Annotated in this window: 12 protein-coding genes; all 12 read left to right on the top strand. The window is 64.4% G+C overall.

Translation table 11 applies throughout. From position 1 onward, the window contains the following. Position 1: 1 nt before the first annotated feature. The 12 genes from tssM (at position 2) to NAO55_RS12875 (ending at position 17,061) form a co-directional block, all read left to right on the top strand. Positions 2 to 3,541 (top strand): type VI secretion system membrane subunit TssM, encoded by a 3,540-nt coding sequence (gene tssM / locus NAO55_RS12930; protein WP_102839188.1) that lies wholly within the window; start codon positions 2 to 4, stop codon positions 3,539 to 3,541. After that, on the top strand, positions 3,541 to 4,272 hold the full coding sequence (locus NAO55_RS12925) for a PP2C family protein-serine/threonine phosphatase (protein WP_102839187.1): 732 nt from the start codon (positions 3,541 to 3,543) through the stop codon (positions 4,270 to 4,272). The genes tssM and NAO55_RS12925 overlap by 1 nt, the downstream gene beginning before the upstream one ends. Then, a complete protein-coding gene (locus NAO55_RS12920; RefSeq protein WP_102839186.1) occupies positions 4,269 to 5,246 on the top strand; it encodes a serine/threonine-protein kinase in 978 nt (325 codons plus the stop codon). Before NAO55_RS12925 ends, NAO55_RS12920 begins: the two co-directional genes overlap by 4 nt. Positions 5,247 to 5,267: 21 nt before the next feature. Beyond that, positions 5,268 to 7,316: a type VI secretion system Vgr family protein gene (locus NAO55_RS12915; protein ID WP_102839185.1), complete on the top strand. Its 2,049-nt coding sequence runs from the start codon at positions 5,268 to 5,270 to the stop codon at positions 7,314 to 7,316. A 48-nt stretch (positions 7,317 to 7,364) separates the two neighbouring features. Continuing rightward, complete coding sequence (locus NAO55_RS12910; protein ID WP_102839184.1) at positions 7,365 to 9,806, top strand: hypothetical protein; 2,442 nt, start codon at positions 7,365 to 7,367, stop codon at positions 9,804 to 9,806. Positions 9,807 to 9,851: 45 nt separating this feature from the next. Beyond that, complete coding sequence (locus tag NAO55_RS12905; RefSeq protein WP_146030718.1) at positions 9,852 to 10,280, top strand: hypothetical protein; 429 nt, start codon at positions 9,852 to 9,854, stop codon at positions 10,278 to 10,280. Between the two features lie 117 nt (positions 10,281 to 10,397). Then, positions 10,398 to 12,269, top strand: a complete 1,872-nt coding sequence (locus tag NAO55_RS12900; protein ID WP_102839183.1) for a di-heme-cytochrome C peroxidase — start codon at positions 10,398 to 10,400, stop codon at positions 12,267 to 12,269. 20 nt (positions 12,270 to 12,289) lie between these two features. Next, the gene (locus tag NAO55_RS12895) at positions 12,290 to 13,426 is read left to right on the top strand and encodes a catalase family protein (protein WP_102839182.1); all 1,137 of its coding nucleotides are present in this window, start codon (positions 12,290 to 12,292) and stop codon (positions 13,424 to 13,426) included. A gap of 144 nt (positions 13,427 to 13,570) precedes the next feature. Further along, positions 13,571 to 14,719, top strand: a complete 1,149-nt coding sequence (locus NAO55_RS12890; RefSeq protein ID WP_102839181.1) for an ABC transporter permease — start codon at positions 13,571 to 13,573, stop codon at positions 14,717 to 14,719. Further along, entirely contained in the window at positions 14,716 to 15,501 is a 786-nt protein-coding gene (locus NAO55_RS12885) for an ABC transporter ATP-binding protein (protein ID WP_063540338.1), read from the top strand. Before NAO55_RS12890 ends, NAO55_RS12885 begins: the two co-directional genes overlap by 4 nt. A 1-nt stretch (position 15,502) precedes the next feature. Continuing rightward, positions 15,503 to 16,441, top strand: coding sequence for an MlaD family protein (locus tag NAO55_RS12880; protein ID WP_063540337.1), 939 nt, complete (start codon positions 15,503 to 15,505; stop codon positions 16,439 to 16,441). Then, positions 16,438 to 17,061: an ABC-type transport auxiliary lipoprotein family protein gene (locus tag NAO55_RS12875; protein ID WP_102839180.1), complete on the top strand. Its 624-nt coding sequence runs from the start codon at positions 16,438 to 16,440 to the stop codon at positions 17,059 to 17,061. The genes NAO55_RS12880 and NAO55_RS12875 overlap by 4 nt, the downstream gene beginning before the upstream one ends. The last annotated feature ends 21 nt before the right edge of the window (positions 17,062 to 17,082 follow it).

Raw genomic sequence — 17,082 nt, 5'->3', positions numbered from 1 at the left:
GATGAAGACGTTCTTTGGCAAGCTCGGCGCCGTGCTGCGCCGGACCTGGGTCTGGAGCCTACTGCTGGTCTTGCTGCTGGCGGTTGTGGTGTGGTTCGTCGGGCCGCTGCTGGCGGTCGACGACTACCGCTTCTGGGAATCCTCGACCGCCCGCCTGTTGAGCATCAGCGTGCTGTTTCTCGGCTGGGGCCTGGCCATGGTCTTCGCCAGCTGGCGCGCTAGCGCGCGCAAGAAGCGCGACGCCGAGGATCAGGACGTTCAGGAACAACTGCGCCGCGACGGCCTGATCGGCGAAGAGCAACAGGAGTTGCGCCATCGCTTCAAGCAGGCGCTGCGTACCCTGAAGACCTCCAGCCTCTATCGCGGGCGCAGCGAGAAATGGCGCAGTGAGCTGCCCTGGTACCTGCTGATCGGCCCGCAGGGTAGCGGCAAGACCAGCCTGCTGGACTTCTCCGGGCTGGATTTCCCGCTCAACCGCAGCGAACAGCAGCGCCTGACCAAGGACGTCTCGGGCACCCGCTATGCCGACTGGTACTTCGCCGATCATGCCGTGCTGATCGACACCGCCGGCCGCTACCTGACCCAGCCCGATGCAGCGGTCGACGGCAGCGCCTGGGAAACCCTGCTCGGTCTGCTGCGCAGGCGCCGCGCCCGCCCGCTCAACGGCGTACTGGTCAACCTGCCGGTGGATCAGCTGCAAGGCGGCAGTGAACTGGAGCTGGAGAACCTTGCCCGCCAGACCCGTCAGCGCCTGCACGAGATCCATCAACGTCTGAGCGTGGACGTGCCGATCTACCTGGTGCTGAGCAAGGCCGATCGGATTCTCGGTTTCGACGAGTTCTTCGAGCAGCTGTCGCGGGAGGAAAGCGATCAGGTGCTCGGCGCGAGTTTCCGCAAGGAACAGAATGGCAGCGACGCGCAGGTCGTGCGCCAGGAGTTCGAGGAACTGCTGCGCCGGCTGAACAGCCAGGTGATCCTGCGCATGCATCAGGAGCGCGATACCCAGCGCCGTGGCCGCATCCTCGACTTCCCCCATCAGCTGGGGCAGATCGGCGAGCATCTGAGCCTCTTCATCGAACTGGCCTTCGCCGGCAACCGTTACCAGCGCGCCAGCCAGCTGCGCGGCTTCTACCTGACCAGCGCGCCGCAACTGCGCGAAGGTCTCGACCCGCTCACCGCCGGCATCGGTCGTCAGCTCGGCCTGGCCAGCAGTGCACTGCCAACCTTCCGCAGCGGCCGCGCGCGCTTCATCAATCAGCTACTCAGCCGGGTGATCTTTCCGGAAGCCGAACTGGCGGGCCTCGACCAACGCGAGGTGCGCCGCATCGACTGGGGCCAGCGTGCCCTCTATGCCGGCGCCTTCGGCTGCCTGCTGCTGATCGGCGGCGCCTGGGCGCTGAACTTCTCGGGCAACCACGAGCGCCTGGAACAACTGCGCGGCATCGCCCAGCAACTCGGCAGCGAGCGCAAGTCCATCGAGGCGGGAGACGAGGCTCTGCGCACGCTCAAGGCTCTGGACGCGAGCTATGCGGCGACCGAGGTGTTCCCGCCGAAAGATGAGGTGTCCTGGCTGCGCCGGGGCGGCCTGTATCAGGGCGAGGCGGTCGACCCGACGCTGCACGAGGCCTATCGCCGCGATCTGGAGAAGCTGCTGCTGCCACGTGTCGGCCGGCAGCTGGAAGCGCAGATTCGCGCCAACCTGAACGACCGCGAGCAACTGCTCGGCAGCCTGCGCGCCTATCTCATGCTCAACCTGGCCGAACGCCGTGATGCTGCGTTTCTCAAGGACTGGCTGGCGGCCGACTGGTCGCTGCGCCATCCGGGCAATGCCGTGGCGCAGCAGGGGCTCAACACGCACTTTGCGCGCCTGCTGGAGGAATCCTTCGCGCCGTATCAGCTGAACGAAAAACTGGTGGCCAAGGCCCGCGCCCAGTTGCGCAGCGAATCGCTGGCGGCAGTGGTGTACCGCATGCTGCGCGACCAGGCGCGCAACCTTCCCGACTATCGTCTGAACACACAGCTCGGTCCGCAGGCATCGCTGTTCGTCGGCGGTGACTATTCGATTCCCGGCTTCTATACCCAGCGCGGCTATCACAAGCTGTTCGTCGCTCAGGGCGCCGATCTGGTCAGTGAGATCCTGCGCGACAACTGGGTGCTGGGCGAAGGCGACAGCCTCAGCGCCAAGGACCTCGGCCGCCTGCTGACGGAAATGGAGCAGCTGTATTTCCGCGACTACGCCGTGCACTGGAGCGAAGCGATCGCCCAGCTGAACATCCTGCCGGCCGCCAGTGCGGCGCAGGGTGCCGCACAGCTCGCCGGGCTCACCGCCGCCAACTCGCCGCTGCTGCAACTGCTGCTGGAAATACGCGAGAACACCCGGTTCGCCGGCGTGACCGAAGCGACCGCCGAGGCCGGCGAGCTGGCCGAAGCGGCGCAAGGCGCCGGTGGCAAGCTCGGCAAGGCGGCCAAACTGGCCACTGCCGCGGCGGAGCAGGCCCAGGCTGCGCTCCTGAAGAACATACCCGACACTGCACGCAAGGCCCTGGAGCGCCGCTTCGCGCCGTTGCACCAACTGCTGGACGAAAACGGCGCAGCCGGCCCCGAGCTGAGCGCCAGTCTGCAGGCCCTCGACGCCCTGCAATCGCAGCTGGCCTCGCTGGCCCATGCCAGCGCACCGGAACAGGCCGCCTTCGAGATGGCCAAGGCACGCATGGGCGGTCAGCGCGACGCCATCAACCAGCTGCGCAACAGCGCTGCACGGCTGCCGCAGCCGCTGGGCAAATGGCTGGGCCTGCTGGCCGAGGACAGCTGGTCGCTGGTGCTCAGCGATGCCTACCACTACCTCAACCAGCGCTATCGCAACGAGCTCTATGCCAGCTATCGCGGTGCCCTGCGCGAGCGCTATCCGTTCAGCGCCCATAGCGCCAGCGACGTCGCCCTCGCCGACTTCCGCGAGTTCTTCAAGGCCCAGGGCCTGGCGGACAGCTTCTTCGAGCGCTACCTCAGGCCTTTCGTCAGCGGCAGCGCCAGCCACTACCAGCTGCGCCGAGTCGATGGCCGCGGCCTGCCGCTGTCCGAGCAGTTCCTTGCACAGATGAGCCGGGCGCAGACCATTCGCCGCAGCTTCTTCGCCGAGAACCCCAACGAGCCGCTGATCCTGTTCAAGCTCGAGCCGTACTCCCTGGATTCGAGCCTCGGCCGGGCCGACTTCCGCTTCGGCAATCAGCAGATGGAATATCGCCACGGGCCCATCGTGCAGACCGCGTTCCGCTGGCCGGCCGAAGCCGACGACGGACGCACCAGCCTGGTAGTGGAGGAACTCGGCGGCCGTCGCGTGGGTATCGAGAAGAACACCGGGCCCTGGTCGCTGTTCCGCCTGATCGACCTGATGCAGGTCGATTACCACAGCGGGCGCGACGTGCTGATGCTCAAGGCCGATCTCGGCGGTCTGCGCGCCAACTATCTGCTGCATGCGCAGCGCTCGCCGAATCCGTTCGACCTCGCGCTGCTGCGCGGCTTCAAGCTGCCGGCGACGCTGTGATGAACGCAACCGCGTGCAGCTGGCGCAGCGTCGCGCGCACCGACACCGGCAAGGTGCGGGCGCGCAACGAGGACGCCTTTCTCGACCTGCCACAGGCCGGGCTGTGGGCCGTGGCCGACGGCATGGGCGGGCACCAGAACGGCGCCCTGGCCAGCCGCCTGATCATCGAGCAGTTGGCCGAGCTTTCCGGCGGCGGCGATCTGCCGGAGCGGCTGCGGGCGTTGCGGCGCTGTCTGCATGAGCTGAATCGCCGGCTCAGCCAGGAACTGACGGTCACCGCCGAACGTCCCGATCCGGTGATCGGCAGTACCGTGGTCGCCCTGCTCATCGAAGGTGACCGCGCCGCCTGCATATGGGCCGGCGATAGCCGCTGCTACTTGTGGCGCGGCGGCCGGCTGTATCAGCTTTCCCGCGACCACTCGCTGTTGCAGCAACTGATCGACGAGCAGCAGCTCAGTCCCGAGCTCGCCGCCAAACACCCGGCCGCTAATGCGCTGACCCGCGCCATCGGCGCCAGCGAAAAGCTGGAACTGGATATCCTCGAGTTCGCCGTGTTCCCGGGCGACACGCTGCTGCTGTGCAGCGATGGGCTCTACCAGAGCATGTCGGCCGACGCGCTCGGTGCAGCCCTCAGCCTGCCGTCCACGCAGTTGGCGTTAGAGCGGCTGTTTCGCCAGGCGCTCAAGGGCCCGGCGCGGGACAACCTCAGCGCCGTGGTGATCCGCCGATGAACGCACCACAACTGCAGGCCAGCGACCTCACCTACTTTGCCCTGGCGTCCACCGCGTCCACGCCAATGCCAGTGGAACCGAGGACGCCTGTCGGCGAGCTGCCGGACGTGCTCGGCGGCCGCTACCGGATCGAGCGCCTGCTCGGCGTCGGCGGCATGGGTGCGGTCTATCGCGCGCGTGACCTGCTGCGCGAACAGTTCGGCGATCCGGATCCTTACGTGGCGCTGAAGACCCTCAGTGAAGACTTCGCCGAATACCCCGACGCCAGCGCGCTGCTCTACAGCGAATACGCATTGACCACGCGCCTCAGCCACCGCCATGTGGTGCGCCTGTACAACTTCGATATCGACCCGGCGAGCCAGCGCGCCTTCATCACCCTGGAGCTGCTGAAGGGACCGACCCTCGACCAGCTGCTGTGCGAGCGCCCGCAGGGCATGCCCTGGAGCGAACTGCAGGGCATCGCGTTGCCGCTGCTGGAGGCGCTGAGCTACTCCCACAGCCTGGGCGTGCTGCATGGCGACCTGAAACCAAGCAACGTGATGCTCGCCGATGACGGCCTGCGCCTGTTCGACTATGGCCTCGGCCAGCCGCTGGAAGGCCTGCTACCCGGTCTGCCGCGCCTGTGCCGCACGCGCTTCGCCGCCTGGACGCCGCGCTATGCGGCACTCGAGCTGCTCGACGGGGGCGAGCTGACCGCCAGCGCCGATATCTATGCGCTGGCCTGCGTGCTCTACGAACTGGCCAGCGGCAGCCATCCGTTTCGCCGGCTCAGCGCTCGCCAGGCCAAGGCGATGGAGCTGGATAGCACCCTGCAGCGCCCGCCGCAGCTTCCCGCGCATTGCTGGCCAGCCCTACGCACAGCACTGGCGTTCGACGCAGCGCAGCGCTCGATCAATGCAGCAGGCTTGCTGCAGGCCTTCAGCCGCCCCGCACCGAGCCGTCTGCGGCGCTGGTTCGGCCACTCCCATGGATGACATCAGGACAAGGAAAGCCCCATGTTCAACGCGGCCAATGAAACCCTCTTCAGCCTGACGCTCGAAGGCGTGGAGCACGATCTGCAGGTCCTCGCCTTCAGTGGTCGGGAAGCCATCAGCCAACCGTATCGCTTCGACCTCGAGCTGGTCAGCGAGCTGCCTGATCTGGATCTGCAGGCGCTGCTGCATAAACCCGCCTTTCTCGCTTTCGACCCCGCCGGCATGGGCATCCACGGCCTGGTCCACTGCATCGCCCAGGGTGAATCGGGCAAACGCTTGACCCGCTATCGCCTTACGCTCGTTCCGCAACTGGCCTACCTCGCGCACCAGACCAACCAGCGCATCTTCCAGCACCTCAGCGTGCCGCAGATCATCGCCCAGGTGCTCGAGGAGCATGGCATCCAGGCCAACGCCTACCGCTTCCAGCTCGGCCCGGTGATCTACCCGCCGCGCGAATATTGTGTGCAGTACGACGAAACCGACCTGCACTTCATCCAGCGCCTGTGTGAGGAAGAAGGTATCCATTACCACTTCGAGCACAGCACCAGAGGTCATGCGCTGGTTTTCGGCGATGACCAGACCAGCTTCGCCAGACTCGGCCAGCCGACCGCCTATCTGCAGGACAACGGCATGACGGCCGACGAGCCGGTGATCAAGCGCTTCGCCGTGCGTGTCGCGACACGCACCAGCCGCGTCAGCCGTCGTGACTATGATTTCGAGCAGCCCAGATTACTGATGGAAGCGGCCTATCGCGCCGAGCCAGCACAAGCTGCCAACTCGCAACCAGACCTCGAAGACTACGACTATCCGGGTCGCTTCACCGAGCGCGCCCGTGGCAAGCACTTGTCGCAACGCGCGCTGGAGCGCCATCGCAGAGATTGCCGCCTCGCCGAGGGCAGCAGCGATCAGCCCAGCCTGGTCAGCGGTCATCTGCTGGAGATATCCGACCATCCACGCCGGGAATGGAACGACCTCTGGCTGCTCACCGAGGTGCTGCATGAAGGCAAGCAGCCGCAGGTGTTGGAAGAGTCGATCACCAATAACGTCGATACCGGTGACGGCTTTGCCCATGGCTACCGCAACCGTTTCAGCGCCACGCCCTGGGACATTCCTTTCCGTCCGCCATTGAACCATCCGAAGCCGAAGGTGCTCGGCAGCCAGACCGCCGTGGTCACCGGGCCGGCGGGCGAAGAAATCCACTGCGATGAATACGGCCGCGTGCGCGTCCAGTTCCACTGGGACCGCCACGGCCAGGCCGACGACAAGACCAGCTGCTGGCTGCGCGTGTCGTCCAGCTGGGCCGGCGACCGCTACGGCGGCATCGCGATCCCGCGGGTCGGGATGGAAGTGCTGGTCACCTTCCTCGAAGGCGATCCCGATCAACCGCTGGTGACCGGCTGCCTGTACCACAAGGAGCATCAGGTCCCCTACGACCTGCCGGCGAACAAGACCCGCACGGTGTTCAAGACCCTGAGCTCGCCGGGTGGTGGCGGCTACAACGAACTGCGCATCGAAGACCGCAAGGGCGCCGAACAGATCTACATCCACGCCCAGCGCGACTGGGACGAGAACATCGAGCACGACCAGAAGATCCGCGTCGGCCACGAACGCCACGACACCGTCGAAGCCAACAGCTACAGCGAATTCCGCGCCGAAGAACACCTGACTGTTGCCGGCGACCGCAAGGTGGAAGTCAAACCCGACGACCACCTCACCGTCGGCCAGACCCAGCACATCAAGCTCGGCACCGCCCAGCTGACCAAGGCCGGCCGCGAGATCCACCTCAAGGCCGGGCAGAAGATGGTCATCGAAGCCGGTGTCGAACTGACCCTCAAGGCCGGCGGTAGCTTCATCAAGCTCGACCCGGGCGGCATCACCGTCTCCGGCCCGCTGGCGCGAATCAACGCCGGCGGCGCGCCGGGCAAGGGCTCTGGGATCAAGATCAAGCCACCGGTACTGCCAGGGGTCGCGGATAGCGACAAGGCCGGGAGCTTGTTGGAGCAGGCACTGCCGGGCGAAGCGGGCAGCCTGCTCCGCAAACGCAAGCGCTCGCTCAATTTCTCGGGCTAAGAACAATGCCGGCTGCGCAGCCGGATCGAACGCAAGGAAGCATCGAACATGGCCGAACACAAGCCGATCAATTGGACTTACCCGTTTCCCAGCAAGGACACCAGCCACAATCCGCTGCAACTGCTTACACATATGGCCCAGGCCAAAGGCGGGTTCTACCCCACCGGCGAAAACGGCTTATGGCATGGCGGCGTGCATTTCGATGAAGGCACGGCCGCTGCATTCGACCAGTCGAGCGTGCGCTGTATCGCCGACGGAGAGGTGATTGCCTACCGTATCGATGAATGCTACCCGGTCAGCGAATTCACCGACGAGATTCCCATGGTCAAACGAGCGCCCTTTTCCACGGGGTTCGTTCTGGTCAAGCACAGCCTGCAGCCGCCGCCTCTGAAGAACGCTGACGGCAGCATCGTCGAAGGGCAAACCCCTCCAAGCCTCACTCTCTACAGCCTGTACATGCACCTGCTGGATTGGGCGGGCTACCAGGCACAAGCGGACCTTCCGCGCCCCGCCTTCTGGGAAACCAAACGCTATACCGTGAATACGCAGCACGATGGCCTGAGCGTTCGCGCAGGCCCGAGCAAGCACACCACTAAGCTGTCGGAGCTGTCCAAGGGTGCCGAGATCACCATCGGCGAGACGGAAGGCGAGTTCAGCAAGCTGGTCAGCCTGATCAGCGGGACGGCACAACCCGCTCTATCAGCCGACGACGAGGGGCAACTGCCCGGCTATGTATCCACCAGCTTGCTCAAACCGCACAGCGAGCCAGCGAAATACGACAAGGTCGTCGTTCTCGACAGCGGGTTGCCGATCAAGGCGGGTGACCTTATTGGCCATCCCGGTCTGTACCAGAACCACGACAGCGCCGCTCAGCGCATGGTCCATGTCGAACTGTTCAGCTGCGACGATGTGCCCGCATTCATCGCCCGGAGCCGCGCCTGGGCCAGCCGCTTGCCGGACGACAAGAAAACCCTGCTCAAGGTCTACAAAGGTGCGAGCAAACTGATCACCCATCGGGACGATATCAATGCCGAGGACCCGCCCAAGCTGGATGACGATGGCACGCAGATCGGCGTCGACCTGATCATTCCGCAGTCCTTGCTGGATGGGCTCCCCACTTCGAGAAAAATCCAGGCCAAGGATGGCGCGGACAACACTATGCACTGGTGGCGGCTGGACGGCCTGTTCGCCGACGCTGACGGCAACCCCATCGACGGCTGGCTCGCCGAGCAGGAGCTGATCACTACTCGTCACAGTCCGTGGGAGTGGGAAGGCTTCCAGTGCATCGAGGAAACCGGAACGCCCGTCGAAAGGCTCGCCTACGCCTTCAATGCCAGAGGCCTGCTGAGCGCAGACGAACAGCACAACTACCGGGCGCAGATCAGCAAGACCGATGGTGGCCCAATCGTAACGCTCGCTCGTCTCTACGACATCGCCGATACCGATAAGGATGGCGTACTGACCAGCGCTGAAATCCGAGCAGCGCTGGCCAGGCCTTGGCACGCTCAAGTGCTTGGCCAACTCGTCGCCAAATATGAAAGCGAGTGGTTCTGGAACAAGGACAAGTGGGATGAGCTCGATCCATTGTTGGCGGAAGAGCCCGGAAAGCCGAACCTCGTTTGGGAAGTGGAAAAGCAGCGAATCGAGAAGTTAAGTTGGTGGGGTGACTTGGCAGGAAGGCATAAGGTCAGCGAGGATGGGATCGCCTGGCACATATCGCCGATGCTAATTGCCTGCAGCTTCATTGCAGACCGATCGTTCAGGTTCACGCTCGATATAATGAAACGAATTTATCCGTCCTTGTCACCCAACAGGGAAAGTGACCTAGCGGAAATAGCAAACGAGCTAAACAGCCACCTCTCCCTCTACAAATTAGACACCACATTGAGAAGGACCCATTTCTTTGCTCAAATCCTGCAAGAAACAGGACCCCAACTAAAAATCGAGGAAGGATTTAAATATAAGGCAGAGTCTCTAATAAAAATATTTAAGTATTTCAGAAATAATCCGAATCTGGCCAAGGCCCATGGCTATGATACTCATCGAGGGATAAAGGCTGACGGCAGCAGAATGTCTCAGGAAGATTTTGAGGCGATTGCTAACGGAGCTTATGGTGGCCGAGCTGATCTAGGCAACGGTGACTATTCGTCCGGGGACGGTTGGAAATACCGAGGACGGGGCTTGAAGCAGTTAACGGGGAGGCACAATTACGAAGCGCTCACCTCTTGGCACAATCGGCTCGCCGAACATTGGCCAACCGACAAGGATCTGGACTTTACAGAGCAGCCCGATCTCTTGTTAACCATGAAATATGCCACTCGATCTGCTGCAAATTTCTGGATATCGAATAGGCTGTACGAACTTGCGGATAAAGGTGACTGCCCGGAGACGGTGGACGCAATAACAAGGTTAGTGAATCTAAACACGGATAGCTATCAAGCAAGACGGGCGAATTTTGAGAAACTCTGGAGCGCCCAAATATTAAAGTAGCCAGAGACAAAATATTTCTTTAACAACCATGAAGCGATCCTTAGAATGAAAATCTCGCATCTTGCACTAGCCCTGACTTTAGCTTTCTCGTCTCTCCTATCGGCAAATACTATGGAAGAGGCAAAACCCCTCTTCAGCTGCAAAACAAAATCCAATAAAATCCTCGAATTACACAAGCAAGACAATACGATTATTTATAAATTTGGGAAAATCAACTCTCCACCAGAGCTAGAATTAAAAAAAACATCAGATGAGGTGCAGATTGTAATAGGCAGCGCGTCTGGCAGCGAGCTGACCAACTCCATCAGCTTCGTTAATGGCGAATATACGTACACAGTAATATCCAGCGTCAATAAGGTTGCGGACGTCCAAGAGCCCAAGCACGGCATATTAGTTAAGAAAAATTCTAACTACTTAACTTATATCTCATGCATTTCAGCCTCCGTGGAGGGAAGTTTGCTTGACATTGAATAACTGTCCGGGCACGCATTCACCCTTATCTGTCACCGCAAAAGCGGCGACATCTTATTGCCATCACCCCACAACCCTGCCATAAACGCGCATTCGCCATGACGCTACAAGGATGTACCGATGCGATTGCTGCGCCGAGCCCTGGGGGCTGTCTTGTTGTTGGCTGTGCTGGCCGTGGGGGTCGGGCTGTATTTCGTGGCCTACCCGAACCTTCCGGAGTACGAAGCGCCCGAAGCGCTGCATTATCTGGAGCAGTGGGACGCCACGCAGCGACAGACCTACTACTACACGCCGCAGGGCACTCAGGTTAAGGGGCTGGAGTACGACTGGTTCCGTGCGCTGGAACTTCCCTTCAGCCGGGAAAAGTTCGCCACGCCCGACTACCTCGCCCGCTTCGGCTTTCTGGTCGATCCCGCGCAACAAGCCACCGCGCTGAACCCCGGCAACCTGCCGGTCGGCTTTGCCCGCCACGAGGATGATGAGACCGGTCGCGCCTATCTGGATGTGACCTGCGCGGCCTGCCACACCGGTGAGTTGCGCTACGGGGGGCAGGCCATTCGTATCGACGGTGGCGCGGCGATGCATTCGCTGGCCTCCACCGTGCCGACCCTGCGCGGTGGCGCCTTTGGCCAGGCGCTGGGCATGAGCATGGCCTTCACCTATTACAACCCGCTCAAGTTCCGTCGCTTCGCCGAGCAGGTGCTGGGCGAGCGTTACGAGCAGGACCGCGCGCAGTTGCGCCACGACTTCAAGCGGGTGCTCGACCGTCTGCTCGGCACCGCCTACAACGACTGGCACCGCGGGCTCTACCCCACCGAAGAAGGCTTCGGCCGTACCGATGCGTTCGGTCGCATCGCCAACAGCGTGTTCGGCGATGCCATCGATCCGGCGAACTACCGCGTGGCCAACGCGCCGGTGAGCTACCCGCATCTGTGGGATATCTGGAAGTTCGACTGGGTGCAGTGGAACGGCTCGGCCATGCAGCCGATGGCGCGCAATATCGGTGAGGCGCTGGGTGTTGGCGCCACGCTGCAGCTGCTGCATGAGAACGGCCAGCCCGTCGCCGAGGCCGAGCGCTACGCATCGGGCGTTCGCGTACGCGACCTGCACAGGCTGGAAACCACCCTCATGCAGCTGGCCCCGCCCCGCTGGCCCGAAGACGTGCTGGGCGCGATCGATCTAGAGCAGGCCAGCCTCGGTCGCGCGCTGTACAAGGAAAACTGTGCGCATTGCCACGACGCCAGGCCCAAGCCGGTCGACAAGCGCTTCGCTGCCGAACGCGACCCCGAGTGGCGCATGAAGGTGATCCCCACCTCCTTCGTCGGTACCGATCCGACCACAGCCGACAATATTGCCGACCACCGCTTCGACCTGACCCGCCTGGGCTGGACCCAGGATGAGCTGGATCGCCTGGATGTGCAGCTGTATGGCGCGCCATCCGGCCCGCTCGATCTCGCCAGCCTGTCCAGCGCCAAAGGGCTGGCCTATATCACCGCCTACGTCGAGGAGCGCGCCTACCGTGACGCCGGCATCGGCGAGGCCGAGCGCGCGGCGTTCGACGGCTTCGGCCTGCCGATCGGCGTGCAGGAACTGCGCGGATACAAGGCACGCCCGCTGGACGGCATCTGGGCGACGCCGCCCTTCCTGCACAACGGCTCGGTGCCGACACTGTTCCAGCTGCTGTCACCGGTGGCCGAACGGCAGAAGCGATTCTGGGTCGGCAGCCGCGAATACGATCCGCAGCACCTGGGCATTCGCACCGAGCGCTTCGACGGCGGCTTTCTGCTGAATACCGCAATCACCGGCAACAGCAACCGCGGCCATGAATTCCGCGCAGGCTGTCGCGGCAATGGCGTGATCGGCCGGGCATTGGCGCCGCACGAGCGCTGGGCGCTGGTCGAGTACCTCAAGGTGCTCGGCGACCCCCGCTTCGAACCACGCCTCGAGGAACTGCCGGCGCGCGCCCATAACCCCGGCCCACGCTGCCCCTGACCCGTACAAGGATCTGCCACATGCTGACAAGACTCTGGCTCTGGATCGGTCGCCTGCTGGGCCGGCTGCTGCTTGCCGTCACTGCTATCGGCCTGGCTGGCTGGGCGATTGCCGCCGTGCACTTTCACTTCACCTATCGTGGCCCCGTCTCCAGCGAAGAGGTCATCGCGCCGAGCGAAGCGGCCGACACCCAGGCGATCATCGCCGACGCCATCGCCGTGGTGGAACAGCACAGCGAGAACACCCGCGTGCTGCGCGACGCCCATGCCAAGGCCCACGGCTGCGTGCGCGCCGAAGTCAGTGTGCGCGCCGACCTGGAGCCCGCACTGCGCCAGGGCGTTTTCAGCGAGCCGGGCAAGACCTGGCAGGCCTGGGTGCGGCTGTCCAACGGCAACGCCTACCCGCAGTTCGATCGCATTCGGGACGCCCGCGGCATGGCGATCAAGCTACTCGACGTGCCGGGGAAAAAGCTCACGCGTGGCCCGCGCCATGCCGGCGAGCAGGACTTCGTGATGTTCAACCACCCGGTGTTCTTCGTCCGCGACGTTGCCGAATATCGCAGCAACTTCGCCGCCCAGGCGCAGGGCAAGAAGGCGCTGGCGTTCTTCCCGAGCATCGATCCGCGCAGCTGGGAGCTGCGCCACCTGTTCATCGCACTGCAGACCCTGGCGCCGGCACCGGAAAGCCCGGTCGCAACAACCTACAGTTCGGTGGCGCCATACAAGCTCGGCCCGCACAACATCAAGTACCGGGTCGTCCCGACGCCGGAAAACTGCCCGACCTACCAGCTGCCCGAGCAGAACCGCGACCTGCCTAACTTCCTGCGCAGCGCGCTCTACCAGCAGCTGTCCCTCGACCGCGCACCCGCCTGCTTCGCCCTGCAGGTGCAGCGGCAGAACGCCGAGCACTACATGCCCATCGAGGACACCAGCATCGAGTGGGACGAGGCCATCGCGCCATTCGAGACGGTCGCCGACATCCGCCTGCCGCCGCAGGACTTCGACAGCCCCGAGCAGAACCTCGCCTGCGACAACCTCAGCTTCAACCCCTGGCATGCACTGCCGGAGCATCGCCCCATCGGCGGCATCAACCGGCTGCGCAAGGCGGTGTACGAGGCGATCAGCAGCTACCGGCTCGAGCGTAACGGCGCACTTTGACGTCACCGTGGTGGTCCATGGATCAGCAGCCGACGCGCGCCGCCTGTTGCCGACCACCGGCCACCCGGTCCTGTCTTGCCGGGCGGAGCCCTGCTAGCATCAATCAGGACTCCATCGCCCGACATAGGCACCCGTTTGCAGAAGATGAGCGCCACCCTGTCCTCGTCTCCCGGTTCGGTGACCCTCGATCAACGGGCTTCACCATTGCGGGCTCGCATCGTCGGTGACTGGACCCTCGCCCATTACGCAGCACTGCGCCGAGAGGTGCAGCGGCTCAGGGCGCGGATCGACGAGCACAGCCAGATCGAGCTGAGCGGGCTCGGTGCGCTGGATACGGCGGGCGCCGGCCTGCTGGTGGAGCTGCTCGGGGCCGAGCGAATCGCCGCTATCGAAGCCTGGGCGCCGCAGCTACCAGCCGAACGCCTGGCGCTGCTGCGCACCGTCGCGACCGCCCTGAATCAACCGGATGCCGCCGAGCCGCCGCGCGGCTATGCCTTCGGCGACGTGCTGGCACATATCGGCGGCGCCGTCACGGCGTTGTGGAAGCAGCAGCGCGCGCTGCTCGGCTTCATCGGCCTGACCCTGCAGACGCTGCTGCTCACCCTGCCAAGACCGCGGCGCTGGCGGCTGACCTCACTGGCCGTGCATATCGAGCAGACCGGGCTGGACGCGGTGCCGATCGTCGCACTGCTGACCTTTCTGGTCGGCGCGGTGGTGGCCTTTCTTGGCGCGACCGTGCTCGCCGATTTCGGCGCGACCATCTACACCGTCAACCTGGTGGGCTTTTCCTTCCTGCGCGAATTCGGCGTGCTGCTGGCGGCGATCCTGCTCGCCGGACGCAGCGCCAGCGCCTTCGCCGCGCAGATCGGCTCGATGAAATCCAACGAGGAGGTCGACGCCATCCGCACCCTCGGCCTGAGCCCGATCGAGCTGCTGGTGCTGCCACGGGTGCTGGCGATGCTGATCACCCTGCCGATCCTGACCTTCGTCGGCATGCTCAGTGGCATCGCCGGCGGCCTGGTGGTCTGCGTTCTGGCGCTGGACATCTCGCCGACCATGTTCTTCACCATCATGGCGCGCGACATCGCCGTCAGCCATTTCCTGGTCGGGCTGGGCAAGGCGCCGATATTCGCCTTTGTCATCGCGGTGATCGGCTGTCTGGAAGGCTTCAAGGTCAGCGGCAGCGCGCAGTCGGTGGGCGAGCACACCACCTCCAGCGTGGTCCAGGCGATCTTCATGGTGATCCTGCTGGACGCCATCGCCGCGCTGTTCTTCATGGAGATGGGCTGGTGACGAGCGACGACGCACTGATCCAGGTACGCGGACTGGTCAACCGCTTCGGCAGCCAGACCGTGCACGACGGCCTCGACCTGGACATCCGCCGCGGCGAGATTCTTGGGGTGGTCGGCGGTTCGGGCACCGGCAAGTCGGTGCTGCTGCGCAGCATCGTCGGCCTGCGCCGGCCCAATGAAGGCAGCGTCAGCGTGTTCGGCGAAAACCTGCTGGAACTGTCGGCCGAGCGCCGCTCGCAGGTGGAACGACGATTCGGCGTGCTGTTCCAGCGCGGCGCGCTGTTCACCTCGCTGAACCTGCAGGAGAACGTCGCGCTGCCGCTGATCGAGCACGCCGGGCTCGAGCGCCGCGACGCCGAACACCTGGCGCGGCTGAAGCTGGCACTGGCTGGGCTCCCGGCGGATGCTGCCTGCAAGTACCCCGACGAGCTCTCCGGGGGTATGGTCAAGCGCGCCGCCCTGGCCCGCGCGCTGGCGCTGGACCCGGAGGTGCTGTTCCTCGACGAGCCCACCGCCGGCCTCGACCCCATCGGCGCGGCAGCCTTCGACCAGCTGATCCTGACCCTGCGCGACGCGCTGGGCCTCAGCGTGTTTCTGGTGACCCACGATCTGGATACGCTCTACACCATCTGCGACCGGGTGGCCGTGCTGTCACGCAAGCGCGTGCTGGTGGCCGATCGCCTGGAGGTGGTGGAAGCCACCGACGACGCCTGGATTCGTGACTACTTCCACGGCCCGCGCGGCCGGGCGGCGCAACAGGCCGCCGACTTGTTGGAGAGCTGAAATGGAAACCCGCGCCCACCACGTAATGATCGGCCTGTTCACCGTCCTGGCAGTCGGCGGCGCGCTGCTGTTCGCCCTCTGGCTGGGCAAGTCGAGCATGGACCGCGAATACAACTATTACGAGATCAGCTTCAATCGCGCGGTCAGCGGGCTGTCAAACGGCAGTTCGGTGGAGTACAGCGGCATCAAGGTTGGTGATGTCGAGGCGCTGTGGCTGGAGCCGGACGATCCGCGCAAGGTGCGCGCGCGCATCCGCGTGTATGCCGGCACGCCGATCAAGCAGGACACCCGTGCGCGTCTGGCGCTGGCCAACATCACCGGCAGCATGATCATCCAGCTGCACAGCGGCACGCCGCAGAGCCCGCCGCTGGAAGGCAAGCGTGGCGAGCCGCCACTGATCATCGCCGACCCCTCGCCGCTGAGTGCGCTCTTGGAGAACGGCGAAGACCTGATGACCAACATCAACAATCTGCTGCGCAGCGCCAACCTGATGCTCTCCGAGGACAACGCCGAGCGCATCGGCCGCACCCTGGCCAATCTCGAACAGGCCACCAGCGTGCTGGCCGAACAGCGTGGCGACCTCAGCGAAGCGCTGACCCAGCTCAGCCAGCTGGGCCAACAGACCAACACCGCGCTGGCGGAGATCACCCGCCTGACGCAGAACGCCAATGGCCTGATCGATGACGAAGGGCGCCAGCTGCTGAGCAGCGCCGGCGAATCCATGGCCGCGCTGGAGCGCGCCACGTCGCGCCTGGACGAGCTGCTGTCGAGCAACCAAGGCGCATTGAACAACGGCCTGCAGGGCTTCAGCGACTTGGGCCCGGCGATCAACGAGCTGCGCGGCACCCTCGGCGCCCTGCGCCGCGTCACCCAGCGCCTCGAAGACAATCCCAGCGGCTTCCTGCTCGGCCGCGAGAAGATCCAGGAGTTCACCCCATGAGCCGCCTTGCGCTGTTCCGCCCCCTTGCCCTCGCAAGCCTGCTCGGCACGCTCGCGGCCTGCACCCTGCTGCCCGAGGCCGAACCGATCCGCGTGTACCTGCTGCCCACCGCCGAGTCGCCGGCCGTCCAGCAAGGCGAGCGACTGCAGCAGGCACTGCGCATCCACACCCCGCATGCCAGCCGCATCCTTGCCGGACCGCGCATCGCCGTGGTGCCGGATGGCAACCAGATCAGCAGCTACCAGGGCGCACGCTGGAGCGATGCCGCGCCGACCCTGCTGCGCGACCGGCTGATCGAACAGTTCCGCCAGAGCGGACCGGTGGCGGTGAGCAACGAGGACAGCAACCTGTTCGCCGAGCTGGAGCTGTTCAGCGAACTGCGCGCGTTCCAGAGCGAGTACATCGATGGCCAGCCGCAGGTGCTGGTCAGGCTGGATGCTCAGCTGGCGACGGCACCGGAGCAGCGCATCCTTGCCAGCCGCCGCTTCGAGGTCCGCCAGCCCAGCGCCAGCCCGCAGCTGGAAAGCGTGGTGGCGGCCTTCGGCGAGGCCAGCGACGAGCTGAGCCGCCAGCTGCAACGCTGGACAATTGAGGTGGCAAAAAGCCATTCCGCGCAGTGAAGTCCGGCGAAACGGTCATAT

This window comes from Stutzerimonas frequens (genome assembly GCF_024448335.1).
GTDB classification, from domain to species: domain Bacteria; phylum Pseudomonadota; class Gammaproteobacteria; order Pseudomonadales; family Pseudomonadaceae; genus Stutzerimonas; species Stutzerimonas frequens.
This window is presented reverse-complemented; position numbering and strand designations above follow the sequence as displayed.